Below are 17,469 nucleotides of genomic sequence, written 5' to 3' on the forward strand. Positions count from 1 at the left end.
CGGATTACGGGCTGAGGCGGCGCTCCATGCGCATGACCGTGACCCGGTAATCCAACCGGGGGACGGTGAAATCCACGGCACCGCGGGGCGTGTAGCCCAGACCCGTGTAGAAACGCTTGAGCACCGGGTTGCCGTCATCGCAGTCCAGGCGGGAGACGCTCCGTCCGGACTCGACGATCACCCGTTCTGCGGTGCGGATCAGCCGGGCACCCGTGCCGGTGCCCGCGAGCGAGCGGTCCACCGCGACCCCGTGGGTGTAACCGGCGGGCTCCGGCTGCTCGCCCCAGATCTCAGGATCCGCCCAGATCACACGGATGCTCGCCAGGATCAGGCCGGGCTGCACCGGGGATTCCACGACCCACCACTCGCCGCGGTCGATCTCGCGGCGCACCTCGGCGGGGTCGAACTCGCCCTCGCGCCACTGGTCGATGCCCCGGCCCTGCAACCACCGCGCCAGACGGTCCCGCAGGTTCACGATGCCTTGCGCGTGCGAAGCCTGCGCGCGCGCGATCTCGAGGTCCGCGGGGTCGCCCCCGCCGGTTCGGGCCGCCAACGGGGCGGCGGCGGCGGCGGCGCGTCCCGGCGCGTGGACGCTCGCGGTGGCGCCGCCGGAACCGGTCGCGGTCGCGGTGACCTCCAGGGCGGTATCGGGGGTGGACATGGGCCCGAGGATAGGTCACGGCCCGGGCGGCAACGCACCGGTTGTGACGGAAGATGACGGGCTCCGTGAAACATACGCTAGTGGCTGAACGTCCTTGACCCGCCGAACCGCAGCGACGGACAGTTGAAGCATCACGCACCCGCAAAGGAAGGATGATTCACCGTGGCTGAAAAGTTCACTCTCCCCGATCTTCCCTATGACTACGCAGCGCTCGAGCCGCACATCTCGGCCCAGATCATGCAGCTGCACCACGACAAGCACCACAACACCTACGTGACCGGTGCCAACACCGCGCTCGAGAAGATGGAGGAGGCCCGCGCCAACGGCGACGCCGCCGGTGCCGCCAAGCTCTCCAAGGACCTCCAGTTCAACCTGGGCGGCCACATTAACCACTCCATCTTCTGGAAGAACCTCTCCCCGGAGGGTGGCGACAAGCCCGAGGGTGAGCTCGCCGCGGCGATCGACAACTTCTTCGGTTCCTTCGACGCCTTCCGCGACCAGTTCACCGCGGTGGCCACCACCATCCAGGGCTCCGGCTGGGCCATCCTGGCGTACGAGCCCATCGCCGGCAACCTGGTGATCGAGCAGATGTACGACCAGCAGAACGGTGTGCCCGTGGCCACCATCCCGCTGCTGCAGCTGGACATGTGGGAGCACGCCTTCTACCTGGACTACCAGAACGTGAAGGCCGACTACGTCAAGGCGTTCTGGAACATCGTCAACTGGGCGGACGTGGCCGAGCGCTTCGAGAAGGCTCGCGGCGGCGCCAAGTCCCTCATCTGATCCGGATGTGAAGTCCGCACCCCACGGGGTGCCTCGGAACCCCGCACGGCAGTTCTCGTGGCCGCGCGGGGTTTCGTGTTCCTCCGGGCGGCCGCCGCCGACGCCGCTCCCCACCTCCCACGCCCGCCCGCCCGGTCCGTGCCGCATGAGTCGGTGCGTGTCGTACCCGAGGAGAGTTCATGAAGACACCGCGTTTCCTGGTCACCCGTGAGATCCCCGAACCGGGGCCGTCCATCCTGGAGGACGCGGGCGACGTCGAGATCCGGGACGGGATGAGCGCGGACGAACTGCGCGAGGCAGTGACCGGCGGCGAGTACGACGTGGTGGTCTCGCAGGTCTCCGACCGGTTCGACTCAGAGCTGCTGAGCGAGGCGCGGATCCGGGGGATCGCGAACTACGCGGTGGGGTACAACAACATCGACGTCGCGGCGGCCGCCGAACACGGGATTGCCGTGGGCAACACCCCGGACGTCCTCAATGACGCGACCGCCAACACCGCCATGTTGCTCCTGCTCGGCGCCGCGCGGCGTGCCCACGAGGCCGCCGAGTACCTGCGGGACGGGAAGTTCACGGGGATCGGACCCAAACTGCTGGTCGGTCAGGACGTCACCGGGGCCACCCTGGGGATTGCGGGCATGGGCAGGATCGGCAAGGCCGTGGCCCGCAGGGCACTGGGTTTCGACATGACGGTGATCTTCACGCAGCGCCCGCCCGAGGACCGCGCGGTCTCCGACGACGAACTGGACGATCTGGCCGGGCGGGTGCGCCAGGTGCCGTGGGACGAACTGGTCGAGACGAGTGACTACCTCTCGCTGCACGTCCCGCTCACCGAGGACACCACGCACCTGGTCGACGCGGACGTGTTGCGGCGGATGAAGTCCACCGCGGTGCTCGTGAACACCGCCCGCGGCCCCGTGGTTGATGAAAATGCATTGGTTTCGGCGCTGCGGGATGGGGAGATCTTCGCGGCCGGGCTGGACGTGTTCGAGAACGAACCCGAGCTCGCGGCCGGGCTGGCCGATCTGCCCAACGCGTTCTTGCTGCCGCACGTGGGCTCCGCAGAAGTGAGCTCACGGGCGGGGATGGCTCGCAAGGCCGCGGAGAACGCCGTGGCCATGGCCCGCGGTGAGAAGCCGCCGTACGAGGTGACGCCGTAGCGTCCCGCCCCCTCGGGGCGTCGCGCGGAGCGTGAGCTCACGACGAGCGGCCCGCAGCGCGGCCCTGCGTCACGCCGACATCGGTGTGGCCGCGGGTGGGAAACACCGGTCAGAGTGCGTGCTCGCCGCGGAGGTGGGCAATCACTTGCGCGGTGGCGCGGACGGCGCTGTCCACGTGGGCCTCGGTCGTCTCTCGGCCCAGGCTGAACCGCACCGACGTGGTGGCGAGCTCCGCGGGGATCCCCAGGGCCGTGAGCACGTGGGAGGGCTCGCTGGAACCGGCCGCGCACGCCGAGCCCGAGGACACGAGCACCCCCAGGTTCTGGAGGTCCACCAGGACGGTTTCGCCATTGACGCCAGGGAAGCAGAAGGACGCGTTGGTCGGTAGTCGCGTGATCCCGTTCCGTCCCGACGTCGCTCCGACGGTTGCTGTCGCACGGCCGGCCGGCGGGATGAGGCCCTCGGAGGTGATCGAGGCTGGCGGGTCGACGGAAACGGCCGGGTCCGCGGACGCAGCCGGGCCGTCCGGAGCGGCCGGGGTGGCACCGCCATTGCCGAGGCCGCCCACAACGTTCCGAGGATCCTGGCCGGTCAGGATTGCGTCCGGTACGGAGTTCAGGATGCCCGAGATCAGTCGGTCACGCAGGGCTGTCGAGCGGGCCGCGTAGGCCACCCGTTCTCGCTCGGCCAGCTCCAGCGCCACCGCCAGGCTCACGGCGCCGGCCACGGTGGAGGTTCCCGAGCGGCGCCCGCGCTCGTGACCGCCACCGTTCAGCAGCGGGCGCAGCGGGGTGCCGCGCTTGAGCCACAGCAGTCCGATCCCTGGCGGCGTGCCGATCTTGTGTCCCGCCAGCGTCAGCGCGGCCACTCCCAGGTCTTCGACGTTCAGCGGCAGAGTGCCGGCCGCTTGCACGGCGTCCGTGTGCAGTGGAACCCCGTACTCCGCCGCGATCTCCGCCAGGGCGCGGATGTCCTGGACGGTCCCCACCTCGTTGTTGGCGAGCATCACCGACGCCACGGCCACGGTGGTCGGATCGGAGGCGCCGCTGCTCCCGGGAGGGGCATGGGAGGCGACGCCGCGGGAGGGGGCGGCACGGTCGGGGAGGGTGCGAGCGGCGTCGTCGTCGGACACGAGGGCGGCGCGGAAGGTGTCGGGGGAGAGCGCACCGGAGGGATCGACGGGCAGTTCGAGCGTCTCGAAACCGTCATGCCGGGCGAGTGCGCGGGCGGATTCCAGGACGGCGTCGTGCTCGATGGCGCTGACCAGCAGGCGGTGACGCGAAGGCTGCCGTTCCTGGCGGGCCAGGGCGATGCCCTTGACCGCCAGGTTGTCCGCCTCGGTGCCGCCGGAGGTGAAGATGATCTCACCCGGGCGGGCCCCGAGGACCGCGGCAACGCGCTGGCGGGCGTCCTCGAGGGCGCGGGCGGCGCGCTGGCCGCGCTCGTGATGACTGGACGCGTTACCGAACCCGCCGGTCAACCACGGCCACATGGCCTCGAGCACTTCGCGGCGCGGGGCGGTGGTCGCCGCGTGATCCAGGTAGATCATGATGTGACCTCTCGTGATGACGGACATCTCGTGCCCGTGACGGGCGATGAGCCGGACTGTAAAGATGGACCATGGAAGAAAACACGCTGACCACCATTGCCCAGGACATGCTCACCGAGGCGCGCGAGGCGTCCAGCGGGCGTTCCGCCCACCACCTCAACGGCGGCCGCGAGCACACGCTGCAGCAGACCATGATCGCGCTGGCCGAGGGCCAGGACCTCAAGGAACACGAGAACCCGGGCGAGGCCACGATCCAGGTGATCACGGGCCGGGTGGAGCTCGTCGCCGGCGACGAATCCATGCAGCTCGGTCCTGCCCAGTACGCCGTGATCCCGCAGCAGCGTCACTCCCTGCACGCGCACGAGGACTCCGTGGTGCTGCTGACGCTCGTGAACAAGGGCTAGTCCACGGCCACGTCCAGACCCAGGTCCAATGCGCGCACCGAATGGGTGAGCGCGCCCACGGAGATGACGTCCACGCCGGTGGAGGCCACCCTGCCGATGGTCTCCAGCGTGATGCCACCGGATGCCTCCACGATGGCGCGACCGTCCACCACGGCCACGCCGCTGATCAGGTCCGAGTGGGCGAAGTTGTCCAGCATGATGGTGTCCACCCCGCCGGCCAGGACGTCCTCGATCTGATCGAGCCGGTCCACCTCCACCTCAATGTGTGTGGTGTGCGGCAGCTTCTTGCGCAGTTCGCGCAGCGCGTGGGTCACGGAGGTACCGTCCGCGGTGAGCACGGCCAGGTGGTTGTCCTTGAGCATCACGGCGTCCGAGAGGCCGAATCGATGATTGTTGCCGCCGCCGCACGTCACCGCGTGCTTCTCCAGCGCTCGTAGTCCGGGGGTGGTCTTGCGGGTGTCGGTCACGCGGGTGCGCGTGATGGTCCCGGCGGGCAGGTTGTTGGCGCGTTCCACCTCTGCCACGGCCTTCTCGACCTCGGCCACGTACCGGGCGGTGAGCGTCGCGATCCCCGACATCCGCTGCACGAGGTTCAGCACGCTGCGTTCGGCGCTCAGCAGTGGTCGCGCCGGGCCGGTGATGGTTGCGATGGCGGTTCCGGGGGTCAGCGGGTCACCATCGCATACGTGGAGCGTGACCTCCAGGCCCGAGTCCGCCGTGGCGAAGCCGGTCCGGATGATCTCTTCTCCCGCAAAAATTCCTGCTTCCCGCGAGGTGATCGTGGTGGTGGCGGTCGCCGCGGCAGGGATCACGAGCTCGGAGGTGATGTCACCCCACGGCGCATCCTCGGCCAGGCTCGCACGAATCACGACTTCAACGGCTGAGCGAGTCAGCATGGTCTGTCCTTTCGGGGGTGGGTGCTGCGGATCCGGAGGCGATCCATGCGGTGCTCGTGGCCAGGCGGGGGTCGGTGGCCGGGTGGTCCACGCGCTGATGGGCTCCGCGGGATTCGGTGCGAGCCAACGAGGCGCATACGAGCGCGTGCCCCACGGTCAGGAGGTTCCGGTCCTCCGCTTCAGCCAGGGTTCCAGGGGCCGCCGCCGTATCCTCCTCGTCCGACGACGACGCCGCGAGCCAGCCGTCCAGCCGCGCCTTCGCCCGTTCGAGGCCCTCGGCGGTGCGGAACACCCCGGCGCCCTGCCACATGGCTTGCTGCAGGCCAGCGCGGGAGAACGGTTCGGCGACGGCCGAGTCCGTCGAGGACGGTTCCCTTCCCGTGGAATACGGCCTGGTGCTGAGCAGCGGGTCGTTTCGGTCTGCCAGGCGGGGCTGGACGTGGGCCGTTGCCTCATCGAGCACGCGCGGCTCCGGTTCGCTGCAGAGGGCCACGGGCGACGCGTCCGCGGGTTCCCCCGGACCGGCGAGCAGTTCGCCGATCCTGCGGCCGAGGACCGTGGCTTCCAGCAGGGAATTCGAGGCCAGGCGGTTGGCCCCGTGCATGCCGGTGCGGGCACATTCCCCGGCGGCCCACAGTCCGGGAACAGTGGTGCGGCCCAGCGCATCGGTGGCGATGCCACCCATGAGGTAGTGCGCGGCGGGGCTCACGGGGACCCACTCGGTGGACCAGTCGAGGCCTCGCCTCGCGAGTTCGGCGTGGATGGACGGGAACCGGCGGGCCAGGAATTCGGCGCGGGTCAGCCCGGACGGGACGGGGATCGTGGAGCAGTCCAGGTATGCGGCGCCGTCGTCGGATGCCGTGCGCGCCGCGAAGACTGCGCGCGCCACCACGTCCCGGGGGGCGAGTTCCGCGCGGGGGTCCACATCGGTCATGAAGCGGTGGCCGTGCTGATCGCGCAGTACCGCTCCCTCACCGCGGACCGCCTCGGAGATCAGGAACGAACCCGGAGCGGCCATTGCGGTGGGGTGGAATTGGAAGAACTCCAGGTCACGCACCTGGGCACCGGCGCGCAGGGCCAGTGCGATGCCGTCCCCGGTGGCCACCTGGGGATTGGTCGTCCACGGATACAGCTGACCCGCGCCGCCCGTGGCGAGCACCACGTGGTCCGCGGGGAGGAACTCCTCGTCGCCCAGCTCTCCGCCGTGGAGAACCGGGCGGACGGTGCAGCCCACGACCCGGTCACCGACCACGATGACGTCCGTGACCAGGGTGTATTCGCGCAGACGGATATGTCCCCCGTGGGCCATCTCGCGTGACCGAGCGGACAGGGCCTCCTGGATCGCGTGCCCCGTGGCGTCGCCCCCGGCATGCAGGATGCGCGAGATGCTGTGCGCAGCCTCCAGGCCCTGCACCCACGGGGAGTCGGGGCCGGCCACGTGGTCGAAGGCGACGCCGTGGTCTGTGAGGTCGCGAACAGCCGCGGCGGAGTCCCGGACGACCCCGTGCACCACCAGCGGATCACACAAGCCCGCACCGGCCACCAGGGTGTCCTGGACGTGCAGCCGTACCGAATCCGCGGGGTTTCCGCCGGGGAGGGAGCCGGTCATCGCGGCCATCCCACCTTGGGCGCGATCGGTCGCGGTGTGGGTGAGTGCGGCCTTGGTGACCACGGTGACGCGGGCACCGGCCTCCGCCGCGGACAAGGCCGCGCTGAGACCGGCGACCCCGGTGCCGATGACCAGGACGTCAGTCATGACTCACGCCCTCGGGACGGCGGCGAGCATGCGTTCGAGAGCCACGGACGCCTCCCGTGCGACGTCCTCGGCCACGGACACCTGATTGACCACGCGACCGGCCACGAGTTCCTCCAGGACCCACGCGAGGTAGCCCGGGTGGATGCGGTACATCGTGGAGCACGGGCAGATCACGGGATCCAGGCAGAAGATCGTGTGCTCGGGATGCTCCGCGGCCAAACGGTTGACCATGTTGATCTCGGTACCGATCGCGAACGTCTGCCCCGGCTCCGCGGCCTCCACGGCCTTGCGGATGTGGTCGGTGGAGCCCGAGGAATCGGCGGCGTCCACGACCTCCATGGGGGACTCGGGGTGCACGATCACGGTGCAGCCGGGGTATTCCGCGCGGGCCTTCTCGATCTGGCCCACCGTGAAGCGCTTGTGGACGGAGCAGAAGCCGTGCCACAGGATCACGCGGGAATCCTGGAGGACCTGCGCGGTGTTGCCGCCCAGCTCCCTGCGGGGATCCCACAGGGGCATGTGCTCCAGCGGCACACCCATGGCCTTGGCGGTGTTGCGACCCAGGTGCTGGTCCGGGAAGAACAGCACGCGCTGGCCGCGACCGAAGGCCCAGTCCAGCACGGTCCGCGCGTTCGAGGACGTGCACACGATTCCGCCGTTGCGACCGCAGAACGCCTTGAGCGCGGCGGACGAGTTCATGTAGGTCACGGGGATCACGGAGGCGAGCGGCTCGCCGTCCTCGCCCATGATCGTCCGGCCGTGGGCGTCCGTGGCGTGGGGGCCGAACACGTCCATGAGATCCGCCCAGCACTCCTCCACGGAATCCGCGTCCGCCATGTCCGCCATGGAGCACCCCGCAGCGGGATTGGGAAGGATCACGGACTGGCCGCCCCGGGAGAGGATGTCCGCCGTCTCGGCCATGAAGTGCACACCGCAGAACACGATGGCTTCCGCCTCCGGGTGCGCCTTGGCCTGCTGCGCGAGCTGGAACGAATCACCGATGAAGTCCGCGTGGTTGACCACTTCGTCCCGCTGGTAGAAGTGCCCCATGACGACGGCGCGCTCACCCAGAGTCTTCTTGGCCGCCGTGATCATGGCGTCCAGTTCCTCGGGGGAGGCATCCCGGTAGCGCTGCGGAATAGTGGGCTGCGCGGGGGAGCCGGCCGGAGCGGCGTCGTCCTGGGAAGCACCCGGGCCGTAACCCGCCGAGAGCGGGGCGGGGAACTCCCACGGGTCCTGGGTGAGAGCGGCGTTGCACGAACCGCCCTCAAGGGTCGCCGCGGTGCCGGATGGGCGGGTGGGTAGCAGCGTGAGTCGGGTGGCCACGGAGGTCATGGGGTCTCCTCGGTACGGTCTGACGGGGATGGGCGGAAGAGTCCGGGCGGTTCGGCCGCCGCGAAGCGGTACAGCGTGGGAGGACGGTGCCGGGCGCCGGCGAGGCGCTCGCCGGTGTCTCGGAGCTGGCCGGAGGACAGGACGTGGCGCCGGAAATTGGAGGGATCCAGGGCTTTGCTGATGATGGCTTCGTGCACCTCGCGCAGGGCCGCGATCGTGAACGTCTCCGGCAGGAACGCCCGGGCCACGGTTGGCTCGGCGATGCGACCGCGCAGGTGTTCCAGGGCGTGGGCCACGATGAGTGAGTGGTCGAACGCGAGGTCCGGCAGGTCGGTGGCGCGCAGCCACGTGACGTTGAGGTCGTTCTCGCCCATTGCGGCCTCGTGCGGCGGGAGGGAGGCCCAGTAGACCACGGTGACCTGGCGTTCTTCGGCCCCGGCGGAGCGGGTCAGCCCGCCGAACGTGGCCAGTTGTTCCAGGTGGGTGGGGGCCAGCCCGGTGGTCAGGGTGAGGCTGCGCAGGGCGGAGTCCTCGAGATCTTCAGTGGATCGCAATGGACCGCCCGGCAAAGCCCACATGCCGCGGTAGGGATCGCGAATCCGGCGGACCAGGGGTAACCACAGCTCGTGGGCACTGTTCTCGCCCGTGGGGCGGACCGTGAAGATCACCGTGGACACGGCCAGCAGCACGCGCTGATCGGTCATGGCGGCTCCCCGGTCTTCGACGCCCCGCGGGGCCGAATCGTTAGTGTCAAGATGACTCTAACGTGCTAAAGTCGTTATGACCATAAGTGCGACGGGATGCTTCACCCAGCAGGGAGCAGGGCGGTCCACCGAGCGAGGGTCCCGTTCCCCGGGGATGCCAGGAGACCGTCGGGGTGCGGGAGCGTGTCGGCGGGCCCGGCTTGCCGTGCGCCGTCGCCGACGCCGTCGGTGCGAGGGGTCGAACGCTCGGGATGCCTGCTACCGTGTGCCGTCGCGGTTGCCGTCGTCCCCCACGGCCGTCGAGTCCGTCGCGTTGGAGGTGGCCCCACCGCGGCGTAGCTGGCGTCCAGGTCCGAGTGTTCGACGCCGGCCCTGGAGAGGATCTCGCGACCGCAGCGGACTGCTTCGGCAACCGTTCCGCCGTTGGCCACCACGGCGGCGGTGATCCGTGCCGCGAAGTCCTCGGCGAGCACGTCCGTCCCGGGGCCGTGGGACTGGGATGTGTGCTGGGTGCTCACGGGTGGACCGTCCTCGGACTCGCGGGTGGTGGATGCGGCCGGTGGTGGGTGTTGCTGATGGTGGGTGCCGCTGGTCAGCCTCATTCAGGGCGGGGAGGCCGGACCCCGCGGTGGGCGCGGTAGGGTCACACGTGCACCGCCGCATGGAAAGGATATGCCCGGGTGAACGCGACCAATCCCTCCGAGCTGGTTCTCACCGGCGAGTTCCGGGAGGCCCTGCAGCGGCTGCACCACGGGGAGAGCGTGTTCCTCACGGGCAAGGCCGGGACCGGTAAGTCCACCCTGATCCGGGAGTTCATGGCCCACACCCGGCGCAACGTGGTGGTCGTGGCACCCACGGGTATCGCGGCGTTGAACGTGGGCGGGTACACGATCCACCGGTTGCTCTCGTTGGCCCCGGGGATGTCCCCGGAGGAGGTGCGGCGCGGGCGGTACTACCCCGGCCGGTTCGCGGCCACCCTGCGCGAGTTGCACACGCTGATCGTGGACGAGGCGTCCATGGTCCGGGCGGATCTTTTCGACTGCCTCGTGGCCGCCCTGGAACGTTTCGGCCCCAAACCCGGGCGCAAGTACGGCGGTGTGCAGCTGGTGTTGGTGGGGGACCTCTACCAGTTGCCGCCCGTGGTCACCGATCACGAACGCGAGTACTTCGCGACCCGCTACTCCACCCCGTACTTCTTCTCCGCGGACACCTACCACCGGGACGACTTCGCCACGGTGGAACTGACCACAGTGTTCCGTCAGCTCGGGGACGACCGTCTCGTGGACATCCTCAATGCCGTGCGGGAGGGTGCGCTGCTCGAGGAGGCCCGCCGGGAGCTCAACGCCCGCACCGACCCGGACTTCACCCCGCCCATCGACGAGTTCTGGCTGACCCTGACCACGACCAACCGGATGGCCACGTCCCGCAACCGCGGGATGCTCGAGCAGATCCCCGAGCCGGCCGTGCACCACTCCGCGATCCTCACGGGGCAGCTGGACGGGTTCGAGATCCCCGTGGACCGGGAGCTCGTGTTCAAACGCGGCGCGCAGGTCATGATGCTCACCAACGATCCCTCCGACCGGTGGGTCAACGGCACGATCGCCAAGGTGGCCGAGCACTTCTGGGAGGACGGCGAGCTCATCGTGTACATCGAGCTCCCCGACGGTCACCTGGCCAAGGTCGAACCCAACCTGTGGGAGGTGACGCGGCCCGCCGTCGAACACGGAACGCTGCGCCACGACGTGATCGGGACGTACACGCAGCTGCCGTTCCGCCTTGCCTGGGCGGTGACCATCCACAAGAGCCAGGGGCAGACGCTCGACAACGTGGTGGTGGACCTGACCGGGGGCACGTTCGCCGACGGCCAGTTGTACGTGGCGCTGAGTCGCTGCACGTCCTTCGAGGGGCTCGTGCTGCGGCGCAACGTGTTGCCGCGCGATCTCAAGGTCGATCAGCGCATTCGCCGCTTCCTGCGCTCGGGGTCCCGGGACGCGGACACGAGCAAGGGCAACGTGTACCTGGGCATCTGCAACGTGGGGGACGTGGGCGAGCGCTGGAGGCCCCGGCCCGTGGAGCTCGCCCTGGTCACGGACGACGGCCTGGAGCTGAGCACCCTGGTCAACCCCACGCGGGACATGGGGGACGCGCGCAGCGCATACGGGATCACCGCGGGCCAGGTCCAGCTCGCGCCCCTGCTCACGGACGCGTGGGCCGCGCTCGCCCCGCACCTCGCGGGTCGCGTGCCCGTGGGCGCGGACATCGACCGCCAGCTCGGGTACCTCGATCACGAGCTCAAACGCACGGGGTACGTCACGCACATGCCCCTGGGGTACGACGTCGCCGCGGGGCGGGTCTCCGCCCAGCAGCGCCGCGGTCTCGGGGCGGCGACGGCGCTCGAACGGGCCCGTGCGGTGCGTGAGATCGCGGCTTCGTCGGGCGTCACGGAGGGGCTGGCCGATCCGTTCCCCGAAGCTCAGGACCGGTCGGGCTATCTCATGCCCCGGCCGGACGGTGTCACCGGGTTCACCGTGCGGTGCAGTGCGGATACCGCGGGGCACCCGGGTGCGGTACTCGCCGAGAAGTTGCGGGAGGCCGGGGAGCGCGGGCGGCTCTCCGCGCAGAGCCTCGCGGTGGTGCGCGCCGTGGAGGAGCACACGGGTGAGTACATCCTGGACGGGTCGGCCGATGCGGCTCAGGGGATCGAGGCGGTCCTGGTGCCGGGTGCGCGGATCTGTTTCACCGGAACGGTGATCGGCCCCGACGGGCGGGAGGTCTACCGGGAGGACCTCGAGGACATGGCCGTGGAGCGTGGGCTGCAGCCGGTGGCAAACGTGACCAAGACCCGCTGCGACGTCCTGGTCACCGCGGAGGACGGCTCGCAGTCGAACAAGGCCAAGAACGCCGCGAAGTGGGGCAAGCCGGTGTTCACCGCCCGGGAGTTCACGGCGTGGTGGCGGGGTGAGCCCGCCTCCGCCGGACCGGAGTCGGCCGCGGAAGCGGGCGTGGTGATCCGCCCACTGATCGACCCGGCCGGCTGAACCGGGTTACCTGGAACCGGTGGCCACGGGACCCGGGGTGACCGCAGCGGCGTCGTCAGGCAGGACGGTGCGCTCGCGACCCTTGCCGCGCACGAACGCGAAGAACACCGCCGTCATGATGACGAGCCACGCGAGCCCGGCGCTCAGGGCGATGCGGGTGTCCGGGGTGAAGGCGAGCAGCACGATCACGAACGCCATGAACGCGAGGGCCGCGTACGTGCTCACGCGACCGCCGGGCAGGGGGTAGGAACTGCGCGGGGCGCCGGCGCGGGCGCGCTCACGGGACATGCCCAGGTGGGAGACCAGGATCATGATCCACACCCACACGGTCGCGAACGTGGCCAGGGACGCGATGATCAGGAACACGTTCTCCGGGATCACCGCGTTGAGCACCACACCGATCAACAGCACCACGGCCATGAGCGCCACGGTGAGGGTGGGCACGCCGCTGCGGCCCACATGGGTGAACGCGCGCGGTGCGTGACCCTGCTGCGCGAGCCCGTAGACCATGCGCCCGGAACCGAAGATGTCCGAGTTGATCGCCGAGATCGCCGCGGTGATGATCACCGCGTTGAGGATGTGGGGTGCGAACGGGATGCCCAGGGAGTCGAAGATCTGCACGAAGGGGCTGACCTCGCCGGTGACCTCGTTCCACGGGAAGAGGCTCATGAGCACGAACAGGGTCAGCACGTAGAACAGCAGGATCCGCACGGGCACCGTGTTGATCGCGGCGGGGATGGTCTTGGCGGGGATCCGGGCCTCACCGGCGGTGATGCCGATGGTCTCGATCCCGCCGAACGCGAACATCACCACGGAGAAGGACAGCAGCAGACTGGTGAACCCGTTGGGGAAGAGACCGCCGTGATCCACCAGGTTGTGCAGCCCGGGCGGGGTGTCGGAGGGGACGGCGAAGCCGAAGAGCAGGATCGCGAAACCGCTCACGATCATGAGGATGATGGCCGTGACCTTCACGACCGAGAGCCAGAACTCCAGCTCACCGAAGACCTTGACGTTGAGAAGGTTCAGCCCGGTGATCAGCAGCACGATGGCCAGCACCCAGATCCACTGGGGTGTGTCCGGGAACCAGAACTGCATGTAGATGCCGAACGCCGTGACGTCCGCGAGGGCCACGATCGCCATCTCGAACACGAACGTCCACCCTGTGATGAAACCGGCCAGGGGACCCAGGTAGCGGCCGGCGTACTGACCGAAGGACCCCGAGACGGGGTGGAGCACGGCCATCTCACCGAGCGCACGCATCACCAGGAACACCACGGCCCCGCCCACGATGTACGCGAACAGCACCGCGGGGCCCGCGGTCTGGATGGCCGAGGCCGAGCCGTAGAACAGCCCCGTCCCGATCGCCGAGCCGAGGGCCATGAAGCGGACGTGGCGCACGGTCAGTCCGCGTTTGAGGGCGGCGGGGAATTCGCTCACGGGCGGTCCTTCTCCAGGGTTTCCAGGTGGCGGCCGGGGCGCCGCACACCAGGGGCGGCCGGATCCGGGCCTCTAGGAGATTACACCGGGCGCGTACCCGCCCCGGCTCGTGGGGCGAGAATGAACGGGGTGCATGCCAGGATGCAGGTGCGCCGGCGGAACAGGACGCCGGTGTATCGGTGACAAAGGTGCGCCACATCACCACCGCTGCGCCGTAATCACGTGTCATGGCCCCGCGGTTGCGTACGTTGGGCGCAGCAGACTCCGCCGGCAGAACGGAACCAGAGATGTCCTCGTCCACGCCCCGTGCCCGCTCGCACGGCACACAGAAGGGGACCGGTGGCCTGCTCCGGGTCCTGAACTGGATCGAGTGGGTGGGCAACAAGCTTCCCGACCCGTTCTGGCTGTTCCTCCTGCTCGCGGGGGTCGTGATCCTGCTCAGCTGGATCCTCTCCGCCGTGGGACTCAGCGCGGTCAACCCCGCCACGGGCGAGACGGTGGCGGTCACCAATCTGTTGGCCCCGGACGGGCTGCGCAAGATGGTCGCGGAAGCGGTCACGAACTTCGTGGAGTTCCCGCCCCTGGGGCTCGTGGTCGTGATCCTGTTGGGCGTGGCCGTGGCCGAACAGTCCGGAATGCTCTCCGCGGCGCTGCGCGGCTCGGTGTCCCGCGTGGGTCCCAAGTGGCTGACCTTCGTCCTGGCACTCACGGGCATCACGGGGTCCATCGCCTCGGACGCGATGTACGTGGTGCTGATCCCCCTGGGTGCGCTCGCGTTCAAGGCCGCCGGCCGGTCCCCGGTCGTGGGGCTCGTGGTGGCGTTCTGCTCGGTCGCGGCGGGCTTCAACGCGTCCCTGTTGCCGACGGCGTCGGACGCCCTCCTGGGTGGCATCACCACCGCCGCCGCGGGGCTGATCGACGACAGCGTGATCGTCACCCCGGTCTCCAATTACTTCTTCACCTTCGTGTCGTCGCTCGTGCTCGCGGCGATCATCACCCTGGTCACGGAGACCGTGCTCGCCAAACGCGGTGCGGCGCTCGAGGAGGACACGGATACCAAGCAGCAGAACATGGGGGACTTTGAGGACATGCGCCTGAAGCCCCGCGAGAAGCGGGGTCTGCGTAACGCCGGCATCGCGTTCGCGATCATGATCGTGATCTATCTCGCGGTCCTGCTGATCCCCGGCTCACCTCTGCGCGCGGAGGACGGTTCCGTGCTGATGTCCCCGCTGCTGCTCAACGTGGGCATCGTGATCGCGGTGATGTTCGCCGTCGTCGGCTGGATCTACGGACGGGCCGCCGGGACCATGACCGAGGCGCGACAGATCCCCGAGGCCATGGCCACGGGACTGACCACCGTGACCCCCGTGCTGGTGCTGTTCTTCGCCGCGGCCCAGTTCACCGCGTACTTCCAGTGGTCCGGGATCGGTCCCGTCCTGGCGATCTACGGCGCGGACTTCATCGGCTCGCTGGGACTGCACCCCATCCTCACGTTCACCGGGATCGTGGCGATCGTGGCCGTGATGAACCTGCTCATCACCTCGGGCTCGGCGCAGTGGACCCTGCTGGCCCCGGTGATGGTGCCCATGCTCATGCTGCTCGACGTCTCACCGGAGATGACCCAGGCGTTGTTCCGGATCGGGGATTCCCCCACCAATGTGATCAGCCCCGTGAGCCCGTACTTCGCCCTGGTCCTCGGGTACCTGCGCCGCTACCAGAAGGAAGCGGGCGTGGGCACGCTCATCTCCCTGGTGCTGCCGGTCTCGATCGCCATGCTCATCGGCTGGTTCCTGCTGTTCATCGTGTGGTACCTGCTGGGTCTGCCGCTGGGCCCGCAGGACCTCTGAGGCCACGGTGCCCGCGGGACCGTCTGAGTTGCTGGGCGGTCTCTGGGCGGACGGACTGCTGGAGAGACAGCTGGGCACCTCCCGGGGCAGAGGTGGCCTTTCGTGCTGACACCCCCTCCTTTGAGAAAAAGTTCTTCAACCGTGCACGCCATTCAATGGAGGGCCGTATATCGATGCACTGACCGAAAGGAGCGATACCATGCTGAGGGGTGTCCTAGTTTGCGTATTCTTCGCAGTTCTATACCCCTATCCGGGGAACTGCTGCATGGATAGGTCAGGGAGCTATTCAAGCAGTAGTCCCGTCTGACTATGTTGGAGGTGCTGCTGCGCCGGTACCGGTGCACCGGGGGCGGGCACGAATGGCGTCAGGACTGCGGCGTTGCAGCGCAGCCGTGGGCCATGCTCTCGCGCTGGGGGCTGCGGTGGCCTCTGGTAGTCGACGTGTGTGAGCACCTGACGTTCGCCAGGGTCGCCGAGGGTCTGGGAGTGTCGTGGAACGCCGCGAACGACGCGGTCTAGTTGTTGTGGGGCATGAGGTATTCGCCGTGGATGTGCCACTGAGATGAGGAGCGGGCTCCTCGCCACACGATGTTAGTTCCTACACCGTCCGTCCGCAGCAAGAGAGCCCGTTCATGCCCCACAACATTTAGCATTACCCATTTTTGGCTCCGACGGTTCCATGGGCGGCCTGAAAAGGCACGAATACCCATTCATGGTTCGTGCCTTCTGGTTCACGGAGCGGTACGCGCGTTCGGGTCGCTTGGAGAGAGCTTAGGAACCCGCGCGCACTCCGGTGGGGTCCTTATCGGAATTGGGCCTTCTGGTCGAAGAGTACGACGTAGCCGCCCACAGGATGGCGGGTAATTTTCCGCAAGGGTTCAGTCACCTGGGATTGACTTGAGCTGCGGGACGCGGGTAAATAATCGATCCGCCGGTCAGGCGCCGGTATGGCCCATGCGGCGGGAAATCTCCGTGGCCACAAGACTGGCCGCATGGCAGATGTGCCGCGCCTGTTCCTCACCTACGCGGAAGCGTGGCGCAGCGACCATGAGACCGGCCACCAGATCGCCCCGGTGGTCCCGGATCCCGGCGCAAATGCCCACCTCGTCCACGGAGGTCTTGCCGTAGTTGAGGGCCACGCCCGAGAGGCGGACCTCCGCCAGTTTCCGCAGGTAGTTCGCCACATGGGGTTCGTCCTGGACGGGTAGCTCTATGGCGCCCGACGTGACCAGAGACCGGATACGCGGTTCGGGGTGGTCGGAGAGGAACAGCTGGACGGATGAGCTGTATGCGGTGTTGTACCGGGTGCCCAGAGGGGAGGTGTGCTTGATCGAATGCGGGCTCGGCAATTGTTCCACGCACACCGCCTCGAAGCCGTTCCACAGCAGCAGGGCAGTGGTCTCCCCGGTCTGCGCTGTGAGCTCCTGCATGTGCGGGTAGGCTACGCGCCGAACGTCCATAGTGGCCAGCAACGGACCGGACACCGTAATCAGCCCCATCCCCAGGCGGAACTGGCGGGACACAGGATCCCGCTCGACCACGTCCGAGTTCTCCAGGGTGGCGAGGATCCGGGACACCGAGGACTTGTGCAGGCCCACCCGGCTCGCGATCTCGGTGACCCCCAGCAGGGGTTCCTCCGCCGAGAAGCAGCGCAGGACGGCCAGGGCGTGGTCGATCACCGAATTGCCCTGCGGTCGCCCCGGTTGCTGGGATGTTGCGCTCATCGGTGTTTCGTCCTTCCGAGGGGTTGTCCACCGGGCCGGGGTGCTCGGTGGTGACACGGGTGGGGGGCCGGGGGGGGGGGGGGGGGGGGCCCGCCCCCCGCCGGGGGGGGGGGGGGGGGGGGCGGGGGGGGGGGGGGGGGGGGGGGGGGGGGGGGGGGGGGGGGGGGGGGGGGGGGGG

General features: G+C 69.0%; 14 protein-coding genes and 1 pseudogene. 6 read left to right on the plus strand and 9 right to left on the minus strand.

All coding sequences use genetic code 11. The annotated features are described in order from the left end of the window. Nucleotides 1-4: 4 nt before the first annotated feature. Nucleotides 5-661, minus strand: a complete 657-nt coding sequence (locus tag A5728_RS10355; RefSeq protein ID WP_064846958.1) for an N-acetyltransferase — start codon at nt 659-661, stop codon at nt 5-7. A 162-nt stretch (nt 662-823) separates the two neighbouring features. Between A5728_RS10355 and A5728_RS10360 the strand changes: the two genes are divergently transcribed. Both A5728_RS10360 and A5728_RS10365 read left to right on the plus strand, forming a co-directional pair. Further along, the gene (locus A5728_RS10360) at nt 824-1,444 is read left to right on the plus strand and encodes a superoxide dismutase (RefSeq protein ID WP_035962724.1); all 621 of its coding nucleotides are present in this window, start codon (nt 824-826) and stop codon (nt 1,442-1,444) included. Between the two features lie 179 nt (nt 1,445-1,623). After that, complete coding sequence (locus A5728_RS10365; RefSeq protein WP_064846959.1) at nt 1,624-2,601, plus strand: D-glycerate dehydrogenase; 978 nt, start codon at nt 1,624-1,626, stop codon at nt 2,599-2,601. Nucleotides 2,602-2,710: 109 nt separating this feature from the next. Here the strand turns inward: A5728_RS10365 and A5728_RS10370 are convergent, their stop codons facing one another. Next, a complete protein-coding gene (locus A5728_RS10370) occupies nt 2,711-4,150 on the minus strand; it encodes a cysteine desulfurase family protein (protein WP_082943407.1) in 1,440 nt (479 codons plus the stop codon). Between the two features lie 71 nt (nt 4,151-4,221). Between A5728_RS10370 and A5728_RS10375 the strand changes: the two genes are divergently transcribed. Further along, nucleotides 4,222-4,554: a cupin domain-containing protein gene (locus A5728_RS10375; protein ID WP_064846961.1), complete on the plus strand. Its 333-nt coding sequence runs from the start codon at nt 4,222-4,224 to the stop codon at nt 4,552-4,554. Here A5728_RS10375 and nadC read toward each other — a convergent pair. The 5 genes from nadC to A5728_RS14255 all read right to left on the minus strand — a co-directional run bounded on the left by nadC (nt 4,551) and on the right by A5728_RS14255 (nt 9,763). Next, a complete protein-coding gene (gene nadC / locus A5728_RS10380; RefSeq protein WP_064846962.1) occupies nt 4,551-5,450 on the minus strand; it encodes a carboxylating nicotinate-nucleotide diphosphorylase in 900 nt (299 codons plus the stop codon). The two genes, A5728_RS10375 and nadC, sit on opposite strands and share 4 nt — an antisense overlap. Beyond that, a complete protein-coding gene (locus A5728_RS10385; RefSeq protein ID WP_064846963.1) occupies nt 5,428-7,206 on the minus strand; it encodes an L-aspartate oxidase in 1,779 nt (592 codons plus the stop codon). Before A5728_RS10385 ends, nadC begins: the two co-directional genes overlap by 23 nt. Nucleotides 7,207-7,209: 3 nt before the next feature. Beyond that, nucleotides 7,210-8,541 carry a quinolinate synthase NadA gene (nadA, locus tag A5728_RS10390; protein ID WP_064846964.1) on the minus strand — a complete coding sequence of 444 codons (1,332 nt, stop codon included), beginning with the start codon at nt 8,539-8,541 and terminating at the stop codon, nt 7,210-7,212. Next, nucleotides 8,538-9,245, minus strand: a complete 708-nt coding sequence (locus A5728_RS10395; RefSeq protein ID WP_064846965.1) for an NUDIX domain-containing protein — start codon at nt 9,243-9,245, stop codon at nt 8,538-8,540. The genes nadA and A5728_RS10395 overlap by 4 nt, the downstream gene beginning before the upstream one ends. Before the next feature lie 101 nt (nt 9,246-9,346). Beyond that, nucleotides 9,347-9,763, minus strand: coding sequence for a hypothetical protein (locus A5728_RS14255; protein WP_156523445.1), 417 nt, complete (start codon nt 9,761-9,763; stop codon nt 9,347-9,349). 162 nt (nt 9,764-9,925) lie between these two features. Here A5728_RS14255 and A5728_RS10400 point away from each other — a divergent pair, with 162 nt between their 5' ends. After that, complete coding sequence (locus A5728_RS10400; protein WP_064846966.1) at nt 9,926-12,283, plus strand: AAA family ATPase; 2,358 nt, start codon at nt 9,926-9,928, stop codon at nt 12,281-12,283. Between the two features lie 6 nt (nt 12,284-12,289). Here A5728_RS10400 and A5728_RS10405 read toward each other — a convergent pair whose 3' ends face one another. After that, the gene (locus A5728_RS10405) at nt 12,290-13,720 is read right to left on the minus strand and encodes an amino acid permease (protein ID WP_064846967.1); all 1,431 of its coding nucleotides are present in this window, start codon (nt 13,718-13,720) and stop codon (nt 12,290-12,292) included. Nucleotides 13,721-14,007: 287 nt separating this feature from the next. Between A5728_RS10405 and A5728_RS10410 the strand changes: the two genes are divergently transcribed. Next, nucleotides 14,008-15,567, plus strand: a complete 1,560-nt coding sequence (locus A5728_RS10410; RefSeq protein ID WP_064846968.1) for an AbgT family transporter — start codon at nt 14,008-14,010, stop codon at nt 15,565-15,567. A 300-nt stretch (nt 15,568-15,867) separates the two neighbouring features. Continuing rightward, nucleotides 15,868-16,083: pseudogene (locus A5728_RS10415) on the plus strand (ISL3 family transposase); the annotation flags it as partial. A 419-nt stretch (nt 16,084-16,502) separates the two neighbouring features. Here A5728_RS10415 and A5728_RS10420 read toward each other — a convergent pair. Next, nucleotides 16,503-17,291 carry an IclR family transcriptional regulator gene (locus A5728_RS10420; RefSeq protein WP_064846970.1) on the minus strand — a complete coding sequence of 263 codons (789 nt, stop codon included), beginning with the start codon at nt 17,289-17,291 and terminating at the stop codon, nt 16,503-16,505. Between the last annotated feature and the right edge of the window lie 178 nt (nt 17,292-17,469).

This window comes from Kocuria sp. ICS0012, assembly GCF_001665945.1.
Lineage (GTDB): Bacteria > Actinomycetota > Actinomycetes > Actinomycetales > Micrococcaceae > Kocuria > Kocuria marina.

What these genes read in the sequence shown, in the direction of transcription:
- A5728_RS10370 (WP_082943407.1), bottom strand. Translation starts at nt 4,150, where the DNA reads ATGATCTACCTGGATCACGCGGCGACCACCGCCCCGCGCCGCGAAGTG.
- A5728_RS10375 (WP_064846961.1), top strand. Translation starts at nt 4,222, where the DNA reads ATGGAAGAAAACACGCTGACCACCATTGCCCAGGACATGCTCACCGAG.
- A5728_RS10355 (WP_064846958.1), bottom strand. Translation starts at nt 661, where the DNA reads ATGTCCACCCCCGATACCGCCCTGGAGGTCACCGCGACCGCGACCGGT.
- A5728_RS10420 (WP_064846970.1), bottom strand. Translation starts at nt 17,291, where the DNA reads ATGAGCGCAACATCCCAGCAACCGGGGCGACCGCAGGGCAATTCGGTG.
- A5728_RS10395 (WP_064846965.1), bottom strand. Translation starts at nt 9,245, where the DNA reads ATGACCGATCAGCGCGTGCTGCTGGCCGTGTCCACGGTGATCTTCACG.
- nadC (WP_064846962.1), bottom strand. Translation starts at nt 5,450, where the DNA reads ATGCTGACTCGCTCAGCCGTTGAAGTCGTGATTCGTGCGAGCCTGGCC.
- A5728_RS10385 (WP_064846963.1), bottom strand. Translation starts at nt 7,206, where the DNA reads ATGACTGACGTCCTGGTCATCGGCACCGGGGTCGCCGGTCTCAGCGCG.
- A5728_RS10365 (WP_064846959.1), top strand. Translation starts at nt 1,624, where the DNA reads ATGAAGACACCGCGTTTCCTGGTCACCCGTGAGATCCCCGAACCGGGG.
- nadA (WP_064846964.1), bottom strand. Translation starts at nt 8,541, where the DNA reads ATGACCTCCGTGGCCACCCGACTCACGCTGCTACCCACCCGCCCATCC.
- A5728_RS10410 (WP_064846968.1), top strand. Translation starts at nt 14,008, where the DNA reads ATGTCCTCGTCCACGCCCCGTGCCCGCTCGCACGGCACACAGAAGGGG.